At 46.9% G+C, this 16,068-nt stretch carries 17 protein-coding genes and 1 pseudogene; 1 reads left to right on the top strand and 17 read right to left on the bottom strand.

Annotated elements, in window-relative coordinates; translation table 11 throughout:
* Positions 1-2: 2 nt before the first annotated feature.
* Both DEH07_10475 and galT read right to left on the bottom strand, forming a co-directional pair.
* A complete protein-coding gene (locus DEH07_10475) occupies positions 3-1,496 on the bottom strand; it encodes a glycogen synthase GlgA (GenBank protein HBY04920.1) in 1,494 nt (497 codons plus the stop codon).
* Between the two features lie 80 nt (positions 1,497-1,576).
* A complete protein-coding gene (gene galT, locus DEH07_10470) occupies positions 1,577-2,569 on the bottom strand; it encodes a galactose-1-phosphate uridylyltransferase (protein HBY04919.1) in 993 nt (330 codons plus the stop codon).
* 166 nt (positions 2,570-2,735) lie between these two features.
* Between galT and DEH07_10465 the strand changes: the two genes are divergently transcribed.
* Positions 2,736-3,368 carry a hypothetical protein gene (locus DEH07_10465; protein HBY04918.1) on the top strand — a complete coding sequence of 211 codons (633 nt, stop codon included), beginning with the start codon at positions 2,736-2,738 and terminating at the stop codon, positions 3,366-3,368.
* Positions 3,369-3,372: 4 nt separating this feature from the next.
* On the opposite strand, the gene DEH07_10460 is transcribed toward DEH07_10465, so the two are convergent.
* The 15 genes and pseudogenes from DEH07_10460 to DEH07_10390 all read right to left on the bottom strand — a co-directional run bounded on the left by DEH07_10460 (position 3,373) and on the right by DEH07_10390 (position 15,669).
* The gene (locus tag DEH07_10460; protein ID HBY04917.1) at positions 3,373-3,915 is read right to left on the bottom strand and encodes an ADP-ribose pyrophosphatase; all 543 of its coding nucleotides are present in this window, start codon (positions 3,913-3,915) and stop codon (positions 3,373-3,375) included.
* 21 nt (positions 3,916-3,936) lie between these two features.
* Positions 3,937-4,872: a hypothetical protein gene (locus DEH07_10455; GenBank protein ID HBY04916.1), complete on the bottom strand. Its 936-nt coding sequence runs from the start codon at positions 4,870-4,872 to the stop codon at positions 3,937-3,939.
* A 94-nt stretch (positions 4,873-4,966) separates the two neighbouring features.
* A complete protein-coding gene (gene fusA, locus DEH07_10450) occupies positions 4,967-6,994 on the bottom strand; it encodes an elongation factor G (protein ID HBY04915.1) in 2,028 nt (675 codons plus the stop codon).
* Complete coding sequence (locus DEH07_10445) at positions 6,991-7,791, bottom strand: 5'/3'-nucleotidase SurE (GenBank protein ID HBY04914.1); 801 nt, start codon at positions 7,789-7,791, stop codon at positions 6,991-6,993. The genes fusA and DEH07_10445 overlap by 4 nt, the downstream gene beginning before the upstream one ends.
* A gap of 20 nt (positions 7,792-7,811) precedes the next feature.
* Positions 7,812-8,423 (bottom strand): GTP cyclohydrolase I FolE, encoded by a 612-nt coding sequence (gene folE, locus DEH07_10440; protein HBY04913.1) that lies wholly within the window; start codon positions 8,421-8,423, stop codon positions 7,812-7,814.
* Positions 8,413-9,132, bottom strand: a complete 720-nt coding sequence (locus tag DEH07_10435) for a 7-carboxy-7-deazaguanine synthase QueE (protein HBY04912.1) — start codon at positions 9,130-9,132, stop codon at positions 8,413-8,415. Before DEH07_10435 ends, folE begins: the two co-directional genes overlap by 11 nt.
* 13 nt (positions 9,133-9,145) lie before the next feature.
* Positions 9,146-9,715 carry a DUF366 domain-containing protein gene (locus tag DEH07_10430; GenBank protein ID HBY04911.1) on the bottom strand — a complete coding sequence of 190 codons (570 nt, stop codon included), beginning with the start codon at positions 9,713-9,715 and terminating at the stop codon, positions 9,146-9,148.
* Positions 9,669-10,370, bottom strand: a complete 702-nt coding sequence (queC, locus tag DEH07_10425; GenBank protein HBY04910.1) for a 7-cyano-7-deazaguanine synthase QueC — start codon at positions 10,368-10,370, stop codon at positions 9,669-9,671. Before queC ends, DEH07_10430 begins: the two co-directional genes overlap by 47 nt.
* Positions 10,371-10,754 (bottom strand): 6-carboxytetrahydropterin synthase QueD, encoded by a 384-nt coding sequence (queD, locus tag DEH07_10420; protein ID HBY04909.1) that lies wholly within the window; start codon positions 10,752-10,754, stop codon positions 10,371-10,373.
* A gap of 218 nt (positions 10,755-10,972) precedes the next feature.
* Positions 10,973-11,194: pseudogene (locus DEH07_10415) on the bottom strand (hypothetical protein).
* Positions 11,195-11,338: 144 nt separating this feature from the next.
* Positions 11,339-11,968: a hypothetical protein gene (locus tag DEH07_10410; GenBank protein ID HBY04908.1), complete on the bottom strand. Its 630-nt coding sequence runs from the start codon at positions 11,966-11,968 to the stop codon at positions 11,339-11,341.
* A 129-nt stretch (positions 11,969-12,097) separates the two neighbouring features.
* Positions 12,098-12,733 carry a hypothetical protein gene (locus DEH07_10405; protein HBY04907.1) on the bottom strand — a complete coding sequence of 212 codons (636 nt, stop codon included), beginning with the start codon at positions 12,731-12,733 and terminating at the stop codon, positions 12,098-12,100.
* Positions 12,734-12,928: 195 nt separating this feature from the next.
* Positions 12,929-13,411 carry a hypothetical protein gene (locus tag DEH07_10400; GenBank protein ID HBY04906.1) on the bottom strand — a complete coding sequence of 161 codons (483 nt, stop codon included), beginning with the start codon at positions 13,409-13,411 and terminating at the stop codon, positions 12,929-12,931.
* A complete protein-coding gene (locus tag DEH07_10395; protein HBY04905.1) occupies positions 13,383-14,033 on the bottom strand; it encodes a hypothetical protein in 651 nt (216 codons plus the stop codon). The genes DEH07_10400 and DEH07_10395 overlap by 29 nt, the downstream gene beginning before the upstream one ends.
* Before the next feature lie 238 nt (positions 14,034-14,271).
* On the bottom strand, positions 14,272-15,669 hold the full coding sequence (locus tag DEH07_10390; protein ID HBY04904.1) for a hypothetical protein: 1,398 nt from the start codon (positions 15,667-15,669) through the stop codon (positions 14,272-14,274).
* Between the last annotated feature and the right edge of the window lie 399 nt (positions 15,670-16,068).

The following is a 16,068-nucleotide window of genomic DNA, read 5'->3' as shown; positions in this document are numbered from 1 at the left end:
AGTCAGGCTATTTTGGACCTGGAAAGATGGCGGTTAATCGCCTCGTAGTACAACTGGAGATATTCAACCGCCGAGCGAGCCCAGGAAAAATCCTGCTCCATCCCATTGCGCGCCAGTTTCTGCCACTGGGCTGGTTCGTGCCAGTACAGGTTTAACGCCCGCTTGATTACCTGGTAAAAAGCGTTCTTGTCATATTCCAAAAAGACAAAACCGTTTCCCGTACCTGTTACGGGGTTATAGTCGTGCACCGTGTCTGCAAGCCCTCCGGTTGCACGGACCACCGGGGTGTTGCCGTAGCGCATGGCGATCAGCTGGCCCAACCCGCAGGGTTCAAAGCGGGAAGGCATCAGGAACAGATCGGCGCCGGCGTAAATGCGCTGGGCTAGAACGGGATTAAAACCAAGATAGATGCCGGCTTTTTCAGGGTACCTGTCTTTTATATCCCGGAAAATCTTTTCATATTCAGGTTCTCCGCTTCCCAGCAGCGCCAGCTGCACGTCCAAAGCCAGCAATTGATCAATAATCCCGGCCAGTAGATCAAAACCTTTTTGCTGCGCCAGGCGTGAAATCATCCCCATTACCGGAACGTTTCTCACAGGCAGTCCCAGTTCCTTTTGCAGGGACATCTTATTTTCCTGTTTGTTTTCAATGGAATACTGGTCGTAATTGCGGTACAGGCGGGGGTCCGTTTTCGGGTTGAACTCATGGTAATTGATTCCGTTGACGATCCCGTAAAGGTCGCTCGAGCGCTCCCTCAAAAGCCCGTCCAGGCGTTCGCCGCTTTCCGGCTGCTGGATTTCCAGGGCGTATGTCCTGCTGACGGTGCTCAGAACATCCGCATAGGTAAGGCCCATTTTGATGAAGCTGATCCCGCCGTAAAACTCGAGCCGGTCGGGCGTGAAGTAATCATCGCTCACTCCCAGGAGATCGAGCGTTTTTTCTTCAAAGTTACCCTGGTACTGTAAATTGTGGATTGTAAAAACGGTGGATATTTTATTGAAAAAAGGGTCCTTTGCATAAAGGACTTTCAAAAAGAACGGGATGGGACCGGTCTGCCAGTCATTGCAGTGAATAATATCCGGCTGCCAGCCAAGCCTGGGCAGCATCTCCAGGACAGACTGACAAAAAAAAGTGAAGCGCTCCGCGTCGTCGTCATAGTTATACAGGTTGTCACGGTAAAAATAATAGTGGTTGTCGATCAGGTATACCGGGACAAGGCGGTGTTCCCCCATGTACTGGGCTTCAATGGAGGATTCCCGGACGATTGCTGTTTCAACCCGCTCGCTGGTCAGAACGGGGAAGTCCATCCGGTAGCGGGCGCCTTCAACCCCTTTGTAATGGGGAAGCACAATCCGGACGTCGTTTCCGGCACAATCGCTGCCGACGGTAGCCAGCGCCTTGGGCAGCGAACCGGCTACATCCGCCAAACCGCCTGTTTTGGCAAAGGGAACTACCTCTGAGGAAACCATCAAAACCTTAAGTGGACGGTCGAACATATTTTTACCTCCCGCAGGAATCTAAAAATCTATACCTCTTTAATTTGTCCACTTAAGGAAAAAAAATTAAAAATATTTGATTAGCACTCAGACAAACATTTTGCCGCCAGTTCAGGAGGAGTCGGGTTGATATACAAGCCGGTACCCAACTCAAAACCCGCAATCACAGTCAGCCTGGGCAGGATTTCCAGGCGCCAGTGGTAAAATGATGTATCGGGCGTATTTATGGTTGAATTATGCAAAACTATATTGTATGGAGGTTTATGCAGCAATAAGGCCATCCTAACCAAAAGAGAGCGCAGCATTGAAGAAAGCTCAACGGCTTCTTCCTTGGTGATGCCGGCAAAATCGTGCTGGTGCTTAACGGGCAATATCCATGTTTCAAACGGAAAGCGCGAAGCAAAGGGCGCCAGGATGACAAACCTTTCCCCCTGCATAACCATACGTTCACACTGCTGTATTTCGCTGGCCACCATGTCGCAAAAAATGCATCTCCCCGTATCTTCCGTATACTTTTTTGCTCCATCCATCTCCAGGCTTATATCATGCGGAACCATGGGGATAGCAACAATCTGGGAATGGGTATGCTCCAGGGACGCTCCGGCAGTCTCGCCGAAATTCTTAAAGACCTGGATATATTTCATCCGTTTGTCCTGCCGCAGGGCCAGCAGGCGGTCTCTCCACGCCCAGAGGATCTCTTCTATCTGGTGGTCGTCCTCGACATCCAGATTGTCAATGTGATCCGGCGACTCGATTACAACTTCATGGGCGCCCAGCCCGTCCATTGCGGCGTAGATCCCTTTACTGTAAACTTCCGGCGCGGCCTCGGCGCTGACAGCCGGGAACTTGTTCGGGACCACCCTGACCCACCAGCCCGGGTTGTCGCGCTGCGTACCCTGCTTGCGGAAAGACATCACCTCGGGCGGTGTTTCCTGCTCACGGCCGGGGCATAAAGAACATACCTGCCCTTTTATCTTCTCTTCCGTCACCTTAAAGTTTGACGGACGTTTACTTCTTTCCGTGGAAATAACCACCCACCGGTCGACAATCGGATCCTTTCTCCATTCCGGCAAGCTGCTTTCCTCCCTCCGATAATAAGTTGCCTTTTAAAGTTGCCGCAAAGGTTACATTTTTATACAAAGCTTTGCATTCTGAGACAATCTTTTTAAGACAACGGCAGGAATATGAAAAATCAAATCGAATATAAAAAAAGTGGGTTATTCTGGAAAGGCGGGCTGCATGATGATTAAAGAATTAGTCACTATAAAAGGAACCCGTGGCGGCCTGGTCATCCTTCTTGATCCGGCCAGCAATCTTGAAGAGTTGAAAGATGATCTAGAGAAAAAATTTATCTCCTCAAAAGGCTTCTTCAAGGGAGCCAGGTTTACCTTTCACTATCCGAGCAGTTCCCCGGACAACCCACAGTATTCCGAACTGGAAGACATCTGCCTGCAGTACGGGCTTGTGCCGAATAAAGAAATACATTTGCCCGTTTTTCCGTCTGCCTCCGTTGCCGAAGAAATAACAGACGATACCGATGAACCGGCCCGGTTAATCTTTGCCACCATCCGCTCCGGCCAGGAAATAGAAGCAATAAATAACCTGATCATTGTCGGTGATGTAAATCCCGGCGCACGTTTATACTCCGGCGGCAGTATCGTTATCTTTGGAAGGTGCCTCGGCAGCGTCAACGCCGGCCTGCCCGGTCGTGATAAATCGACCATAACGGCGTTTTTGCTTAATCCTGCCCACCTGAGCATAGCCGGAATCGGCGGCCTGCAAAGTGGAGGGAATTACAGGGGCCCTGCAACCGCCTCGCTTAGAAACAACCGGATTGTTTTTGAACCGGCGGCCAAATACTTTAACTTATAATTGATCAGCCGGTACTTTTACTCAACAGCCGGAATGCGCCCAGCAAACCGGCGATTGATTTTGCGTCCTGGATAGCGCCCCGCTCAATTTCTTCCGGGACCCTGCCCAAAGGAATCTTAACCAGCTCTATAGATTCATCCTCATCCAGGTCCTGGGAAGCAAACTCAAGTTCCCTGGCCAGGTAAACGCGCAGGTATTCGTCGCAAAAACCGGGCGATGAATAAAATCCAAACAGGTACTGCCAGGAGGAAGCCCTGGCCCCTGTTTCCTCGGCCAGTTCCCTTTTCGCGCCGGAAAGCGGGTCTTCGTCCTGTTCAACCATCCCGGCGGGAATTTCAAGAAGTTCTTTTCCGGCAGGGTAACGGTACTGCCTGACCAGCAGGACGTTTTCAGCGGAGTCTACGGCGACAACCGCCACCGCGCCGTCGTGTTCAACAACCTCCCGGACAGCGGAGCGGCCTTCGGAAAGCTCCACGCGATCTACTTTCAAATTGATTATTTTGCCCTTGTAAACCAAATCCGAGCTTAGTACTTTTTCACTTGACAGATCAAATCCCACCTTAACGGCTTATTCCAGCCTGAAAGCGCCTCTTCTTTCACGGTTGGCAATCAGGCAGGCGACAGCCAAAACACCGTTGATAATGATAAAGGCCAGGCAAATTCCGGCGGCAAAGCCGGTAAGATGAGCAAGCAGGTAAAAAGCGGCCAGCATAAAAAACGCTGCCAGATACCTGAGGCCCTTTTTCCGGGCAAGGACAATTTCCTTAATCCCCGGCTCCGGCCCATTTAAAACACTTTCCTGCTTTTTACCCTTTACGCCGCTTTCGGGAGCCTCTTCCCCGGCTGACAGTCTTTCTGCCCGGATAGCCAGTTCGACAAGCTTCTCCTTGGGCAGCAGCGCCACCGGGTAATTCCCGCCGAGCATCTTGATCAGCCATCTTACACGGGGGTGGAGTTCCCCTGCGGCGGCAATAAACGCCTTTTCATACCGTCCCTTTTCCAAATCTTCGCCAAGCTGCTGAATAATTTCAGCGCAGTAGCCGGGATCGGCCGCAACGCCCGGCAAAGAAGGCGGCAGGCACTGAATTCCGACTCTGGCGCCCCTGTACACGGACAGAATCGGCACAGAATCTTTCGGGGCTACCCGGACATCCTCAAACTGGCCGGACCTTTCCAGAAGCAGCCCCACAAACATAATCAGGTCATCGCGCGTTTTCAGGCTGTCAATCTCGCTGCGGTACTTCTCCCCGGCAAGCCACATCCTGTTATGCAGCCGGCGCTTGCTTTTTCGCCATTTTTGATAACGGACGCCTGCCAGACACATAGCCGACGCCGCCAGCAAAGAGCAGCAAAGAGCCGTATACACCGGCAGGAAAATTAATAAAACCGACAGGACAAACAGCCAGAAAAGCAAGATTCCCACAAAAAAGTCAAGCGTGCTGGCAACCGGATTGCGGCTGTCCTGGCGCGGCTTGATGTGATAAAGACGGGGGAGTTTTTTCAACTTGACATCCTCCAAAGGCCTTTTTTACCGGATAGTATGCCCTTTTCGGATATTCCCCTAACCGCACCCTGGCAGTTAAGCAACTCTGGACAGCTTACTTTTCCGCCTCCTGCGCAGCCTTTGCTTTTTTGATTACTTCCTCGGCAAGCCTGAGCGGGACTTCTTCATAGCTGCTGAAGGCAGAAGAAAAAGAACCGCGCCCCTGGGTCATTGACTTTAAATCGATTGCGTAGCGTAACATCTCGGACATCGGCACAAGAGCCTTTACTTTGGTCCTTTTGTTTTCTGAGGGCTCCATGCCAAGGATGCGGCCCCGTTTTGTATTGAAATCACCGATTATATCACCCATATAGCTTTCCGGCACTATTACTTCAACTTCCAATATCGGTTCGAGTAAAGCCGGTTTCGCCTGGGCGGCGCCTTTCTTAAAAGCCATCGAACCGGCAATCTTGAAGGCCATTTCCGAAGAATCAACCGGGTGGTAGGAACCGTCGTAGAGGACTGCTTTTACCCCGGTCACCGGGTAACCGGCCAGGATTCCATCCTCCATTGCCTCGCGTACTCCTTTTTCCACAGCCGGCACATACTGTTTGGGAACGGACCCGCCGAAAAGTTCCTCGTCAAAAACAAAGGGTTCATTCAACAGCGGCTCCAGGCGCAGCCAAACGTGTCCGAACTGGCCATGGCCGCCCGTTTGCTTTTTATGTTTTCCTTCAATCTTGACTTCGTTACGGATAGTCTCCCGGTAAGGTATTTTAGGAGAACTCATTACCACATCGACGCCGTATTTGCGCTTGAGCCTTTCCATTAGAATATCCAGGTGCATCTCGCCCATTCCGGTCAGCAGGCTCTCCTTCGTTTCCACGTTCTTCTCCACCCTGACGGTCGGGTCCTCTTCCAGCAGCCTGGCCATCGCGCTGCTCAGTTTGTCTTCGTCTCCCTTGCTCTTCGGGCTGATAGCCACGCTCAGTGTGGGAACAGGGAAGCCTATCCCCTCCAGTTCGACCGGTTTATCCTTATCGCACAGGGTGTCTCCTGTTCCGGTTTCCTGAAGCTTGACCAGCACGGCGATGTCTCCTGAAGGAACCTCCGTTGTAGGAACCGAATTTTTACCTCTTATATATAGCACCTGTCCAACTTTTTCCGTTTTTTCTCTGGTGCTGTTGAACTGTACGCTGTCGCTTTTAAGGGCGCCCGTATAGACGCGGATGAAGTTCATTCTGCCTACATAGGGGTCGGCAAGCGTTTTAAAGACCAGCCCCGAGAACGGCTCGCCGCTTTTGTCTTCAGGCGGCGGGCAGTATTTGACCAGAAAATCCATCAGGTTGATTACAGCGCTGTTCTTAGTCGCCGAACCGCAGAGCACGGGCGCTACCTTGTTGGTGGCAACGCCTTTTTTAAGCCCCTCCTTCAGTTCTTCCGGAGTCAGTTCCTCGCCTTCCAGGTACTTCATCATCAGCTCGTCATCAGCTTCAACAACGGCCTCGATAAGCTTTTCGCGGTACTCGCCGATCGTATCGGCCATCCCGCCCGGTACGGCTATTTCCACGGCCTTGCCGTCATTCCCGTAAGAGAACGCCTTCTGCTCGATCATATCAACTATCCCGCTGAAATCGGCGGCCTGGCCGATAGGCAGCGTCACAGGCGCAAAATGGATATTAAACTTTTCTTTTAAATCATCAAGGACTTTAAAGAAATGGGCGTTTTCACGCTCCATCTTATTTATAAAAACAAGTCTGGGCAGCTCCCGCTTATCGGCGTGCTCCCAGATGATTTCCGTCTGAACTTCCACCCCGTCGACCGCAGACACTACAAAAAGGGCACAGTCCACAACCCTTAACACGGCCAGCACTTCTCCTATAAAATCGGAAAAACCGGGAGAATCCAGAGCATTAATCTTGCAGCCTTCCCACTCGCAGGGAACAAGGCTCGTGTGAATTGTTATCTTGCGGTTTATCTCCTCCGGATGGTAATCTGCTGTGGTGGCGCCATCGTCCACCCGCCCAAGCCTGTTTACCGCTCCGCTGTTAAACAGCATTGCCTCCACGAGCGATGTTTTTCCGGCGCCGCCATGGGCGACGACCCCCAGATTGCGAATTTGACTGCTCTTGTAGTTCTTCAAATTTTACTACCTCCCGTAATAATTGTTTTAAAATTCTCTAAGAAGCCGTTGCTGTTCAGGTTGTCGATGCCTGGATAATCGGTCAGGTCAAGGCGCAGCGGGGTTATGGAAATATAATTGTTTTTAACCGCGCTGACATCCGTGCCCTCTTGATTATCTTCCATTTCAAGCAGATCCCCTCCCATCCAGTAATAAACCCTTCCCCGGGGATCTGTCCTTTTATCAAAGATATTGATGTACCTCCGGTTTCCAAGGCGGGTTATCTTTACACCGTTGTGCCGGTCGCCGGGGGGCACATTTACATTCAGCAGGAAATTCTGCGAAAAGGCGCCCTTTTCAAGTACTGTAACCAGTTTACGCGCAAACTCCGCGGCCGTGGAAAAATCACGGTCAGGGAAACTGGTCAGGGAAACGGCAACCGACGGAAAACCGCTGATTAAACCCTCGACAGCCGCCGAGACTGTTCCCGAATAGAGCACATCCGTGCCCAGATTGGACCCCTGGTTGATTCCCGAAAGAACTATCTCCGGCGGATTGGGAAGGAGGTCTTCAACAGCCAGCTTAACGCAGTCGGACGGCGTGCCGTCAACCGACCAGCTGGCTGCAACCCCGAAATCGGATGATAAGGCAACCTTCCTGACGCGCAGGGGCCGGTGCACCGTAATGCTGTGGCCCGTGGCGCTTCTTTCCCGGTCAGGCGCCACAACGTATATCTCGCCGAGGTCTTTTAAGCCCCTGACAAGGGCGCTCAATCCCCTGGCGTATATTCCATCATCATTAACCACTAGAATTCTCATCTCAACCTCCGCAGTCCTTCTCAGTCATTTTTCTTGATCAGGGCCATTGCCTCGGCCCTGGTTGCCACACTTTTCTGGAAAACGCCGCGTACCGCCGAAGTCACCGTCTTGGAGCCCGGCTTCCTGACCCCGCGCAGTGTCATGCACATGTGCTCGGCCTCAATAACAACCAGCACCCCGTACGGATCGAGTTCCGACATGACGGCGTCGGCAATTTGCGTGGTCAGCCTCTCCTGCAGCTGAGGCCTTCTTGAATATCCCTCCACCACCCTGGCAAGTTTGGAAAGGCCGGTGACCCTCCACTGCCGGGGAATATAGGCGACGTGGGCAACCCCGAAAAAAGGCAGCAGGTGATGCTCGCATACGGAGTACATCGGTATGTCCTTGACCAGAACCATTTCCTCGTGGTCTTCCAGAAATATTTTCTCAAGGTGCTTCCTGGGTTCCTCGTTCAGCCCGGAAAATATTTCTTCATACATTTTGGCTATTCTCTCGGGAGTCCCTATTAAACCCGGCCTGTTCGGGTCTTCGCCGACAGCCTCAAGAATCATCCGGACCGCTTCCTGAATCTTTTTTAAATCCACTCTCCAGACCCTTTCATTTTCTTTATGTCTATCTCTATCATAACATATACATTATTTTATGAACCTGTGGAATTACCCTGACATCCGAAAGATGCTCAAGCGCCAGCTCCTGAAGGAAAAGAAGCCGGCCCGGGCCGGGCTTGACAAACCGACCGCCCGTAACAGGCTGGATAATCAGGGGCAGGTCGGCTATCCCCGAAACCAGCCGGACAGCCCGAATAAATTCTTCATCGCTGGTTTTTCCGCTCACAACTACCTTTATAAAAACTTCTTTTTGAACAGCCGCGGCTAAGAACCTTCTATGATCATCCCACAGGGGAAACAGGTTTGAAATACCCGGCAGTTTGATATCCATGGCAATAAAGTCAACCATGTCGATTATGCTTTCCAGCTGCTTGGTAAGCGTGCCGTTTGTTTCCAGGTACACTTTCAGGCGCGAACTTTTTATTAGAGTGAGGATCACCTTTAAAAATTCACTTTGCAGAAGAGGTTCTCCTCCGGTTAAGACGACTGAATGGTGAATTGGCGGTTTTAATCTCTTGACCGCTAAAACTACCTGGCCAGCTTTCACAGGATTTTTGTAGTAGATAATATCTTTGCGGTCGAGAGAGTTATGAACCCGGCAGTGAGTCGGCCGCATTTCACCGGGGGTGTCGCAGTAAGCGCACTCCAGGTTGCACCCGGCAAAACGCAGAAATATCTGCCTGCAACCTACCAGGGGTCCCTCCCCCTGGACAGACGAGAATATTTCTATCATAGAAGCTTCCAACTTACCTGCCACCCCTTACCTTGCAGCGCGCTAAAAAGATGCTCTCGATTTCGCCGGCGTAGGACCGGCATATTTCTTCAGCAAGCGGGAGAATCTGATTTTCCGCCAAACCCGCCTCCAGCAGGCAGGAGGCTTTTACAGGAATGTTCTCCCTGCTTACGTTCAGCCCCGCGTGGATCATCGTCGAAACAGGTGTAACTGTGGCAATCGAAATGGATAACTTGCCGTCATCTATGTAAAGGTCATCTCCCAGGCGCAAGGTCCTGATACCATGGAATTCAAGGATTTCCTTGATAATATTGATCAGCAGTCTCTGCCTTAAGACACCTTTTTCAAGATCATGGTCAAAATGTTCAACAATAAAGTGAAGCATATCGGGGCTGTATATTGCAGACTTGCTTAATACATCCTCCAGATCAATCATATCTTCAAAGTCAATATCGCAGGGGCCGCGAAAACCGATTATGCTGTCGCCCTTAACGCCCCATGTCCGGTATGCCCAAAGAGAGGAAAGCTGCTTCCCGTCATACGGAACTGTTTCCGGCACAACCAGGCTCTGCAGAAAAACCATCAATCCCCGCCTCCTTCATCGCCCTGTAAAAACGCCGGCAGCTTTCGCAGGTTCCGCACATTGCGCTGCCCCCGTGGTAACAGCTCCAGATCAGCCGCCAGGGCACATTGAGTTTTTTCCCCAGTTGGACAATTTCCACCTTGTCCAAACGCTGCGTGTAGCTTACCACCTTGACCTGTTTCCTGGCTGAAAAAGCAAGCGCTTTATTGGCAGCTTCGACGAAAGCCGGGCTGTTATCGGGGAAAGTCCGGGCTTCTTCCCGGTTAAACCCAGTCACAATCAGTCCGCAGTCCAGCGCCTCGGCAAAAGAAGCCGCTATGTTAATGAACACTCCGTTGCGGTTCGGTACCCATACCGCCGCCGCGCTTTCAAGAGCGGCCTGCAGGTCGTCAAGTGAGTCTGCTGAAGGATTGGGCACCTCCTTCGAAGTATTGACTAAAGCCGAAAAAGTAATCTTTCTTAGAAACGGAAGATCAACAACCATATGATTGAGATCATAATATTCCGCAATAGCTGACGCCGAATTGATTTCCCTGGCTGCTGAACGCTGGCCGTAATCCATGGTCAGACAAAGCTCCACTTCGCTTTCACGCAGGGCATGAGCCAAAGAAACGGTGGAATCAAGGCCTCCGGAAAGGAGGACAACGCTTCTCATCTAGCTTCCCTCGCTGTAGAAGGCGCATGTGTCGGAAGATTCCCAGACCCGGACACCGGATAGTTTTAAACCGGTTTTAAAAAGATCTCTTAAACAGTTAAAGATATATCTGGCTAAATTCTCAGCAGTGGGGTTAGTTTCCTTCCCCGGCCGGCTGAAAAATTCCAGCTCGTTTAAATACTGGTGATCGAGGCCGTCAATTACTTCCCCGACAAGTCTTTTTACTTCTTTAAAGTCGATCAGCATTCCGTTTTCATCCAGTTCAGCCCCGGAAACGGAAACTTCCACTACCCAGGAATGGCCGTGCAGACGGGAACACCTGTCAGGATAGTCCAACAGCCTGTGCGCAGCGGCAAACTGCTTCTTAACTGTAACTTCGTACATCAAAGACCTCTCCTAAAATATCCATCCGCTTATAAACACCATACCTATTTAAAATATCATGATGCCCATAAGCGATCAATAGATACATTGTCTAATTAAGGAACAAAAAAAATAAAATAGTGGGAAAGGTGAAAAAATCCTACTCCCACTACTTGTGTTTCTAGAATACTTGTACACCCTGTTGGTCTGGATGTCTTTTAAAGCACCTTTTATAACAGCTATACCTGGACTACTTCCTTCACTTCCGGAACAAGCTGCTTGAGCGACCGCTCAATTCCCATTTTAAGGGTATAAGTGGCGCCCGCTCAGCCGCCGCAGGCGCCTTTTAAGGCGACCTTGACTACGCCGTCGTCAGTAACTTCAACAAGCTCGACATCTCCGCCATCCATCTGCAGCATCGGGCGTATTTTTTCGATGACTTCACTTACTTTTTCGTACATGTTAAGCACCTGCCTCTTGTTTTAAAATTTAACCCTGGCTGTTATGTGTTATTTGTTATTTTAAACTCAATCATGCCTAACATGCAATAAGAAATATATAATTTATTTATTATTAAAGAGAAAATAATAAAATATTTTTGTAGCTTAAAGGCTGCCCGCAAAAAATTCCCCGATTTTGGCGGCCATGTCCCTTTCCTGGCCGGACCAGAAATGATCAATGTCAGGATAAAGCACAATTTCCTTCGGTTCCGGCAATTTTTCCACCTGCTGCTGAAGGCTTTTCGCGTTTATAAAACCGTCCCGGACACCGCAGAGGAATATTTTCGGCTTTGTGTATCCGTCAAGCAGGTCCGCAGGTTTGATAAAGGGAGATATTCCCGCAATCGCCCTTATTTTTTGTTCTTTTGCCGCCACCTTTAAAGCCACCATGCTGCCGAACGAATAACCGCAGATTCCAATCCGTTCGGGATCAATCTCTTTTTTGCCTAACACAAACGAAACCGCCGCCATGGCGTCATCGCATTCACCGACTCCATTATCAAATTGCCCCTCACTGTCCCCCACCCCCCGGAAGTTAAACTTGAAGGAAGCCAAACCCTTCCCGGCCAGCGCCATACAAACGGCGGAAACAACATTGTTCCGCATGTCGCCTCCCATCTGGGGATGAGGGTGGCAGACAACGACAACGCCGAAAGGCCCTTCCCCTTCGGGAAGCCTTAAAACCCCTTCTAAAGTAAGTTCACCGCATTGAAACTCTACTCTCTCCTGCCGCATTATTTTCCCTCCTGTGAAATGTTAAATAAACCTGTGGTTATTATGCTGCGACCTTATAACAACTTATAGCAAAGAAAGAAACACAATAAAGAATAAACTCATTAATAGCTTAATATGCTTGCAATGAGTTTATAATGCCTCATAATCTTTTTCATATATATCTCCTAGGCTTATTACAAGCAAACAATTATCTTGGTAATTATAGTTTCCATCTTGATATTTTAAATATATGTTCTCAAATTCTGTGTCTGTTATTGGCATGAAATTATAACGATATCCATTGTAAATGAAACTCATTGTTATCTGTTGCCTTTCAGGCCAACGCTTTACATGTATACAAACATCTTCTGGTGAAATTAAAGTTAATGAATACTTTTCTTCATCATTTAAAGTCTTAATAAACTCACTATCTATATACTTATCGCTATTAAAGAAAACGAATTGTTTATTTTCAGCACAATGAATATTTAACAGCTCTTGAATATTGGTTCTCCCTATTTTTTGCCAACTAACTGAATTATCAAGTATATAATTTTCAGGCTGATAGTAATTAGGCTTAATTCCTTTGCATTTTATTCTTACTATATCCATAATTTGCGGCTTATTTCCATTCTCATATATCATATCTTCAGATCTAATGGCATGCTGTATTCTATCATCTTCGGATATTATCCTAATCCAGTTACCCCTTTCCTTTTCAACTCCTGCAATGCAATAATTACCACTCTTTTTCGAAGTCGTAAGCAGAATAATATCCTTATACATTTATTAACCCCCTATTTGTTAAGCAAATTATAAATGTATTATTTCAATAAAAACGTTAATTGCATGGTGGATATAAATCTGTTATAATAGAGATATTCTGAATAGAGATATTCTGTTTGAAAAAGTTGATAAATTGGTGATTTTGGCATTTCAAAATCCAAAACTTCTTCGTTATAGAGACCAATTTGGCGTTAATCAAGGGATTGACGATTGAAATATCTCCACTATGTAATTAGTGTTTTTTTCAATATTTAGGTCTGGATAAATTTGCTTTATATGTTCTGCTGTTAATCTCCTATGGCATTTATCTGCAGTTGCTTCGCTACAAAGAAGACAGACACCATCCAAATTTTTATTATACTTAGCATCTAAATCATTCTTAATATTCCTTTTATTCAATAAATCATTAAAAAGAATCTCATATCGTTTCCAGTCTATTTTCTTTTTTTTATAGTTATCAAGAATATTTTTATCTGGGGCCAAACTAGTATCATGTGTGTATTTTATATTGCAGAACTCATTTAAAAAAAATTTAAGATCCTCACCTTTCGAGAAGCCTGCTAATTGTGAAGTATTATTTAACCTAATATCAATAATCTGTTTCACTTTATTTTTTTTTAATAATGTAAAAAATTCTCTTGCACTTTTTTTAGTGAATCCTATTGTATATAACCTCATTTACTAAGGTCTCCTTCTTTTCTACTATTCTATATCCTATATCTTTATTTCTTAATTTATAGGATTCATTTATCAATTCCAGATCATTCCTTCCTGGATCATCAAACAATGTTTGTTGATATCCATTAGGAAAATACATATCCAGCAATCTTTTTTCAATATGTTCTTGATTCTGTATTTTACCGTCCTCTAGTATATTATTAACTTTGTAATTTTGTTTATGAAATTCTCGCGCAACTAATATATTCCTATGGCAATCTATAGGGTCTCTCTCTTTGCACATCAACGCAATATTAAAACCTTTTTCAATTCCTGTTTTAACTCTGTCCATGCCTGATATAAACAAGCTGCTTCGACTTACTTTTTCAAAATCTAAATATCCTTCGTCAGAATATAGCTCTTTATCCTTCCGTCTCGCTCCAAATTCATTACCCATAAATATATAGTATATTTTGTTAATATTTGAAAAGATTTTAATCTCGCTCATATTAAACTGTGGCGTATATTTTGAGTAGGGTATACTCCTAACATCAACTAAACAGCTAATACTGTGGCTATTTAGCAATTTTAAGAAATAATCAATATTATGTGTTGAATGACCAATTGTATATATCTGATTCATAATTATTTTCCTTTATTTTTATATAATAGTAATACCAAAAATCCATATACACTATTAAATTAAATTTATCGAAGCACTACACCAGAATTCCTTAACTCTCAAAAAATAATATACCATAATTATACATTACATGCAATTGTTATACTCCTTTAAGATAAAAACTCCCCTACGATAGTGCGACAAGTAGTTATCTCTGTGTTTAAAAAAGCATTTTAGCCCGGTATAATCCAATACATAATTATCGCGAGTAAGTTGATGGGCTTTTCATGTTCCCATTGATCACGAAAACGAACGCCTTAGATGGAAATTGTTTTGTTCCGTCGTTTCCACCATGTGTCTCAACATCTGTAAGATTAATATCATTCCGAATATCGCTAGGTGGCTTATCCTTGCTAGTCAAGTCGAGTACGAGAAGTATGCTGACTTGCCTTGCTTCTACACCGGCATATTGAACGGACTGGGATGTGTACTTTTTAGAGATGTGCACGCGATCTCCATTTTCCTTTTCGACTTTCAGCTCGACAATTACACCTCGATACCTTATGTCTGTAATACCTCCCGCTTGACTTAGGTGCTCTTGTACATCCTGCCCGAGCACGAATCGAAGATCACGAAGTACCTTTTCCTGAAACTCTGATTCTGGTACGTCATTACGCTCTTTAAAAATTGCTTCTTGAGCATATGTGGCAAGCAGACGAGTAAGAGCTTGAAGCATTTCCAATAAGTCAGTTAGTTCGTCACCAACCCCAGGACAATTTTTAAGAAGCGCTGTGACAAGTTCCACAATATGTCGATCCATCCTCCGGTTACCCGTCATCAGAGGATGTCCGTCTTCACTGGTGACTCTCAGGCGAAGTTCATTATGCCCAATTACCGGAATCTCTTTGAAGTGTCCATCAGAAGTCTCAAATGCGCCACGAATTGTAAATACGAGATCATCCAACAAGCTGCTTTGTCCTGAGGTGAATATTATTTGTCCCGTCAATTCTCCGTGATATCCGCCATTTTCATCCTTAATACAACCTGATGGGTCAAGCGTGAATTCGGAAACTGAGAAAGTGCCCGACGGACACGTTGTGAGTAAATCAAGCCGAAGGCGTACAGCATCATCAGGCCATACAACACCGCGAATACGAAATACCAAAGGATATAAAATATTAGTCCTCAAGAGTTGCGGGCTTGCGAATGGCGCATTGTCAAGAAAGACGATGACCCGCAACAGCGGATTCGGCTCGGAATCAGTTTCTTCAGCCGCATTTTCAGACGGTATATTCATTTCTCTTAAATGCCAATAAAGTGTTGGCAGTGGGATCATTAACAAAAACGTGCGCAACCGTTCAGAATCATATTGCCCTGTTTGTAATAATAAACGCCGGATTAAACCCGTACTATCGGGCAGTTTTAAAGCTTCCGAAGACAATATGCGGCGCAGTTCCATAACTAAGACATCGCATTTTGCGCGTTCCGCGATTATGTCTCCCTCACCACCCTGAGCAATCGCCAAGCAAACAACCTGACTGGCCAAGACACGAAGTCCGGCAACAACAACACGCCATTCCGCTGGCACATTTGTATCAGGTGTATTTTTGAGGATTTCTAAAATCCGGTTGATTAAAGAGGTAACCTCTTTAATCAATCCTCCCGGCCACCAGGCGCCGAAGACAAGACGGCACGTATATCATGAATGAGAGTAACCGAATTGAGGGCATGTTCAAGATGCAATTCTGATTCCCGCATCAGGCATCCCCCTGTCCCTTTGTGAAATATGTTTCAGCCGTTTCTATTTCACCTGCTTGTAACGCCGCGTTACCAGCAGCAATCATTTCTATATTTAGTAGTCTTTCGCGGAACGGCTCGTATCTAGGTTCTTTAGGCAGAGCGTTTTCCGCTGTTTCCAATACACTGCGCTCATATCGAAATGCCCGTGCAAGCGCAGAAGGCCGATGGCCAAGGTGCGAATGGAGGCAAAAATGATATACAGCGCTTGATTGTTTTAGTATTATACGGTAACCTTATATCGGACATTAGTTTTTTA

The organism is Desulfotomaculum sp., assembly GCA_003513005.1.
Taxonomy (GTDB): domain Bacteria; phylum Bacillota; class Desulfotomaculia; order Desulfotomaculales; family Nap2-2B; genus 46-80.
The sequence above is the reverse complement of the archived record's forward strand: the minus strand, read 5'-3'. Positions and strand labels throughout refer to the sequence as shown.

Excerpts from the sequence above, each read along its gene's own strand:
- DEH07_10435 (HBY04912.1), bottom strand. The coding sequence starts at position 9,132 with ATGATAGAAATATTCTCGTCTGTCCAGGGGGAGGGACCCCTGGTAGGT.
- DEH07_10430 (HBY04911.1), bottom strand. The coding sequence starts at position 9,715 with ATGGTTTTTCTGCAGAGCCTGGTTGTGCCGGAAACAGTTCCGTATGAC.
- DEH07_10410 (HBY04908.1), bottom strand. The coding sequence starts at position 11,968 with ATGCGGCAGGAGAGAGTAGAGTTTCAATGCGGTGAACTTACTTTAGAA.
- DEH07_10400 (HBY04906.1), bottom strand. The coding sequence starts at position 13,411 with ATGAGGTTATATACAATAGGATTCACTAAAAAAAGTGCAAGAGAATTT.
- DEH07_10405 (HBY04907.1), bottom strand. The coding sequence starts at position 12,733 with ATGTATAAGGATATTATTCTGCTTACGACTTCGAAAAAGAGTGGTAAT.
- DEH07_10445 (HBY04914.1), bottom strand. The coding sequence starts at position 7,791 with ATGAGAATTCTAGTGGTTAATGATGATGGAATATACGCCAGGGGATTG.
- DEH07_10395 (HBY04905.1), bottom strand. The coding sequence starts at position 14,033 with ATGAATCAGATATATACAATTGGTCATTCAACACATAATATTGATTAT.
- queD (HBY04909.1), bottom strand. The coding sequence starts at position 10,754 with ATGTACGAAGTTACAGTTAAGAAGCAGTTTGCCGCTGCGCACAGGCTG.
- queC (HBY04910.1), bottom strand. The coding sequence starts at position 10,370 with ATGAGAAGCGTTGTCCTCCTTTCCGGAGGCCTTGATTCCACCGTTTCT.
- DEH07_10475 (HBY04920.1), bottom strand. The coding sequence starts at position 1,496 with ATGTTCGACCGTCCACTTAAGGTTTTGATGGTTTCCTCAGAGGTAGTT.
- DEH07_10465 (HBY04918.1), top strand. The coding sequence starts at position 2,736 with ATGATGATTAAAGAATTAGTCACTATAAAAGGAACCCGTGGCGGCCTG.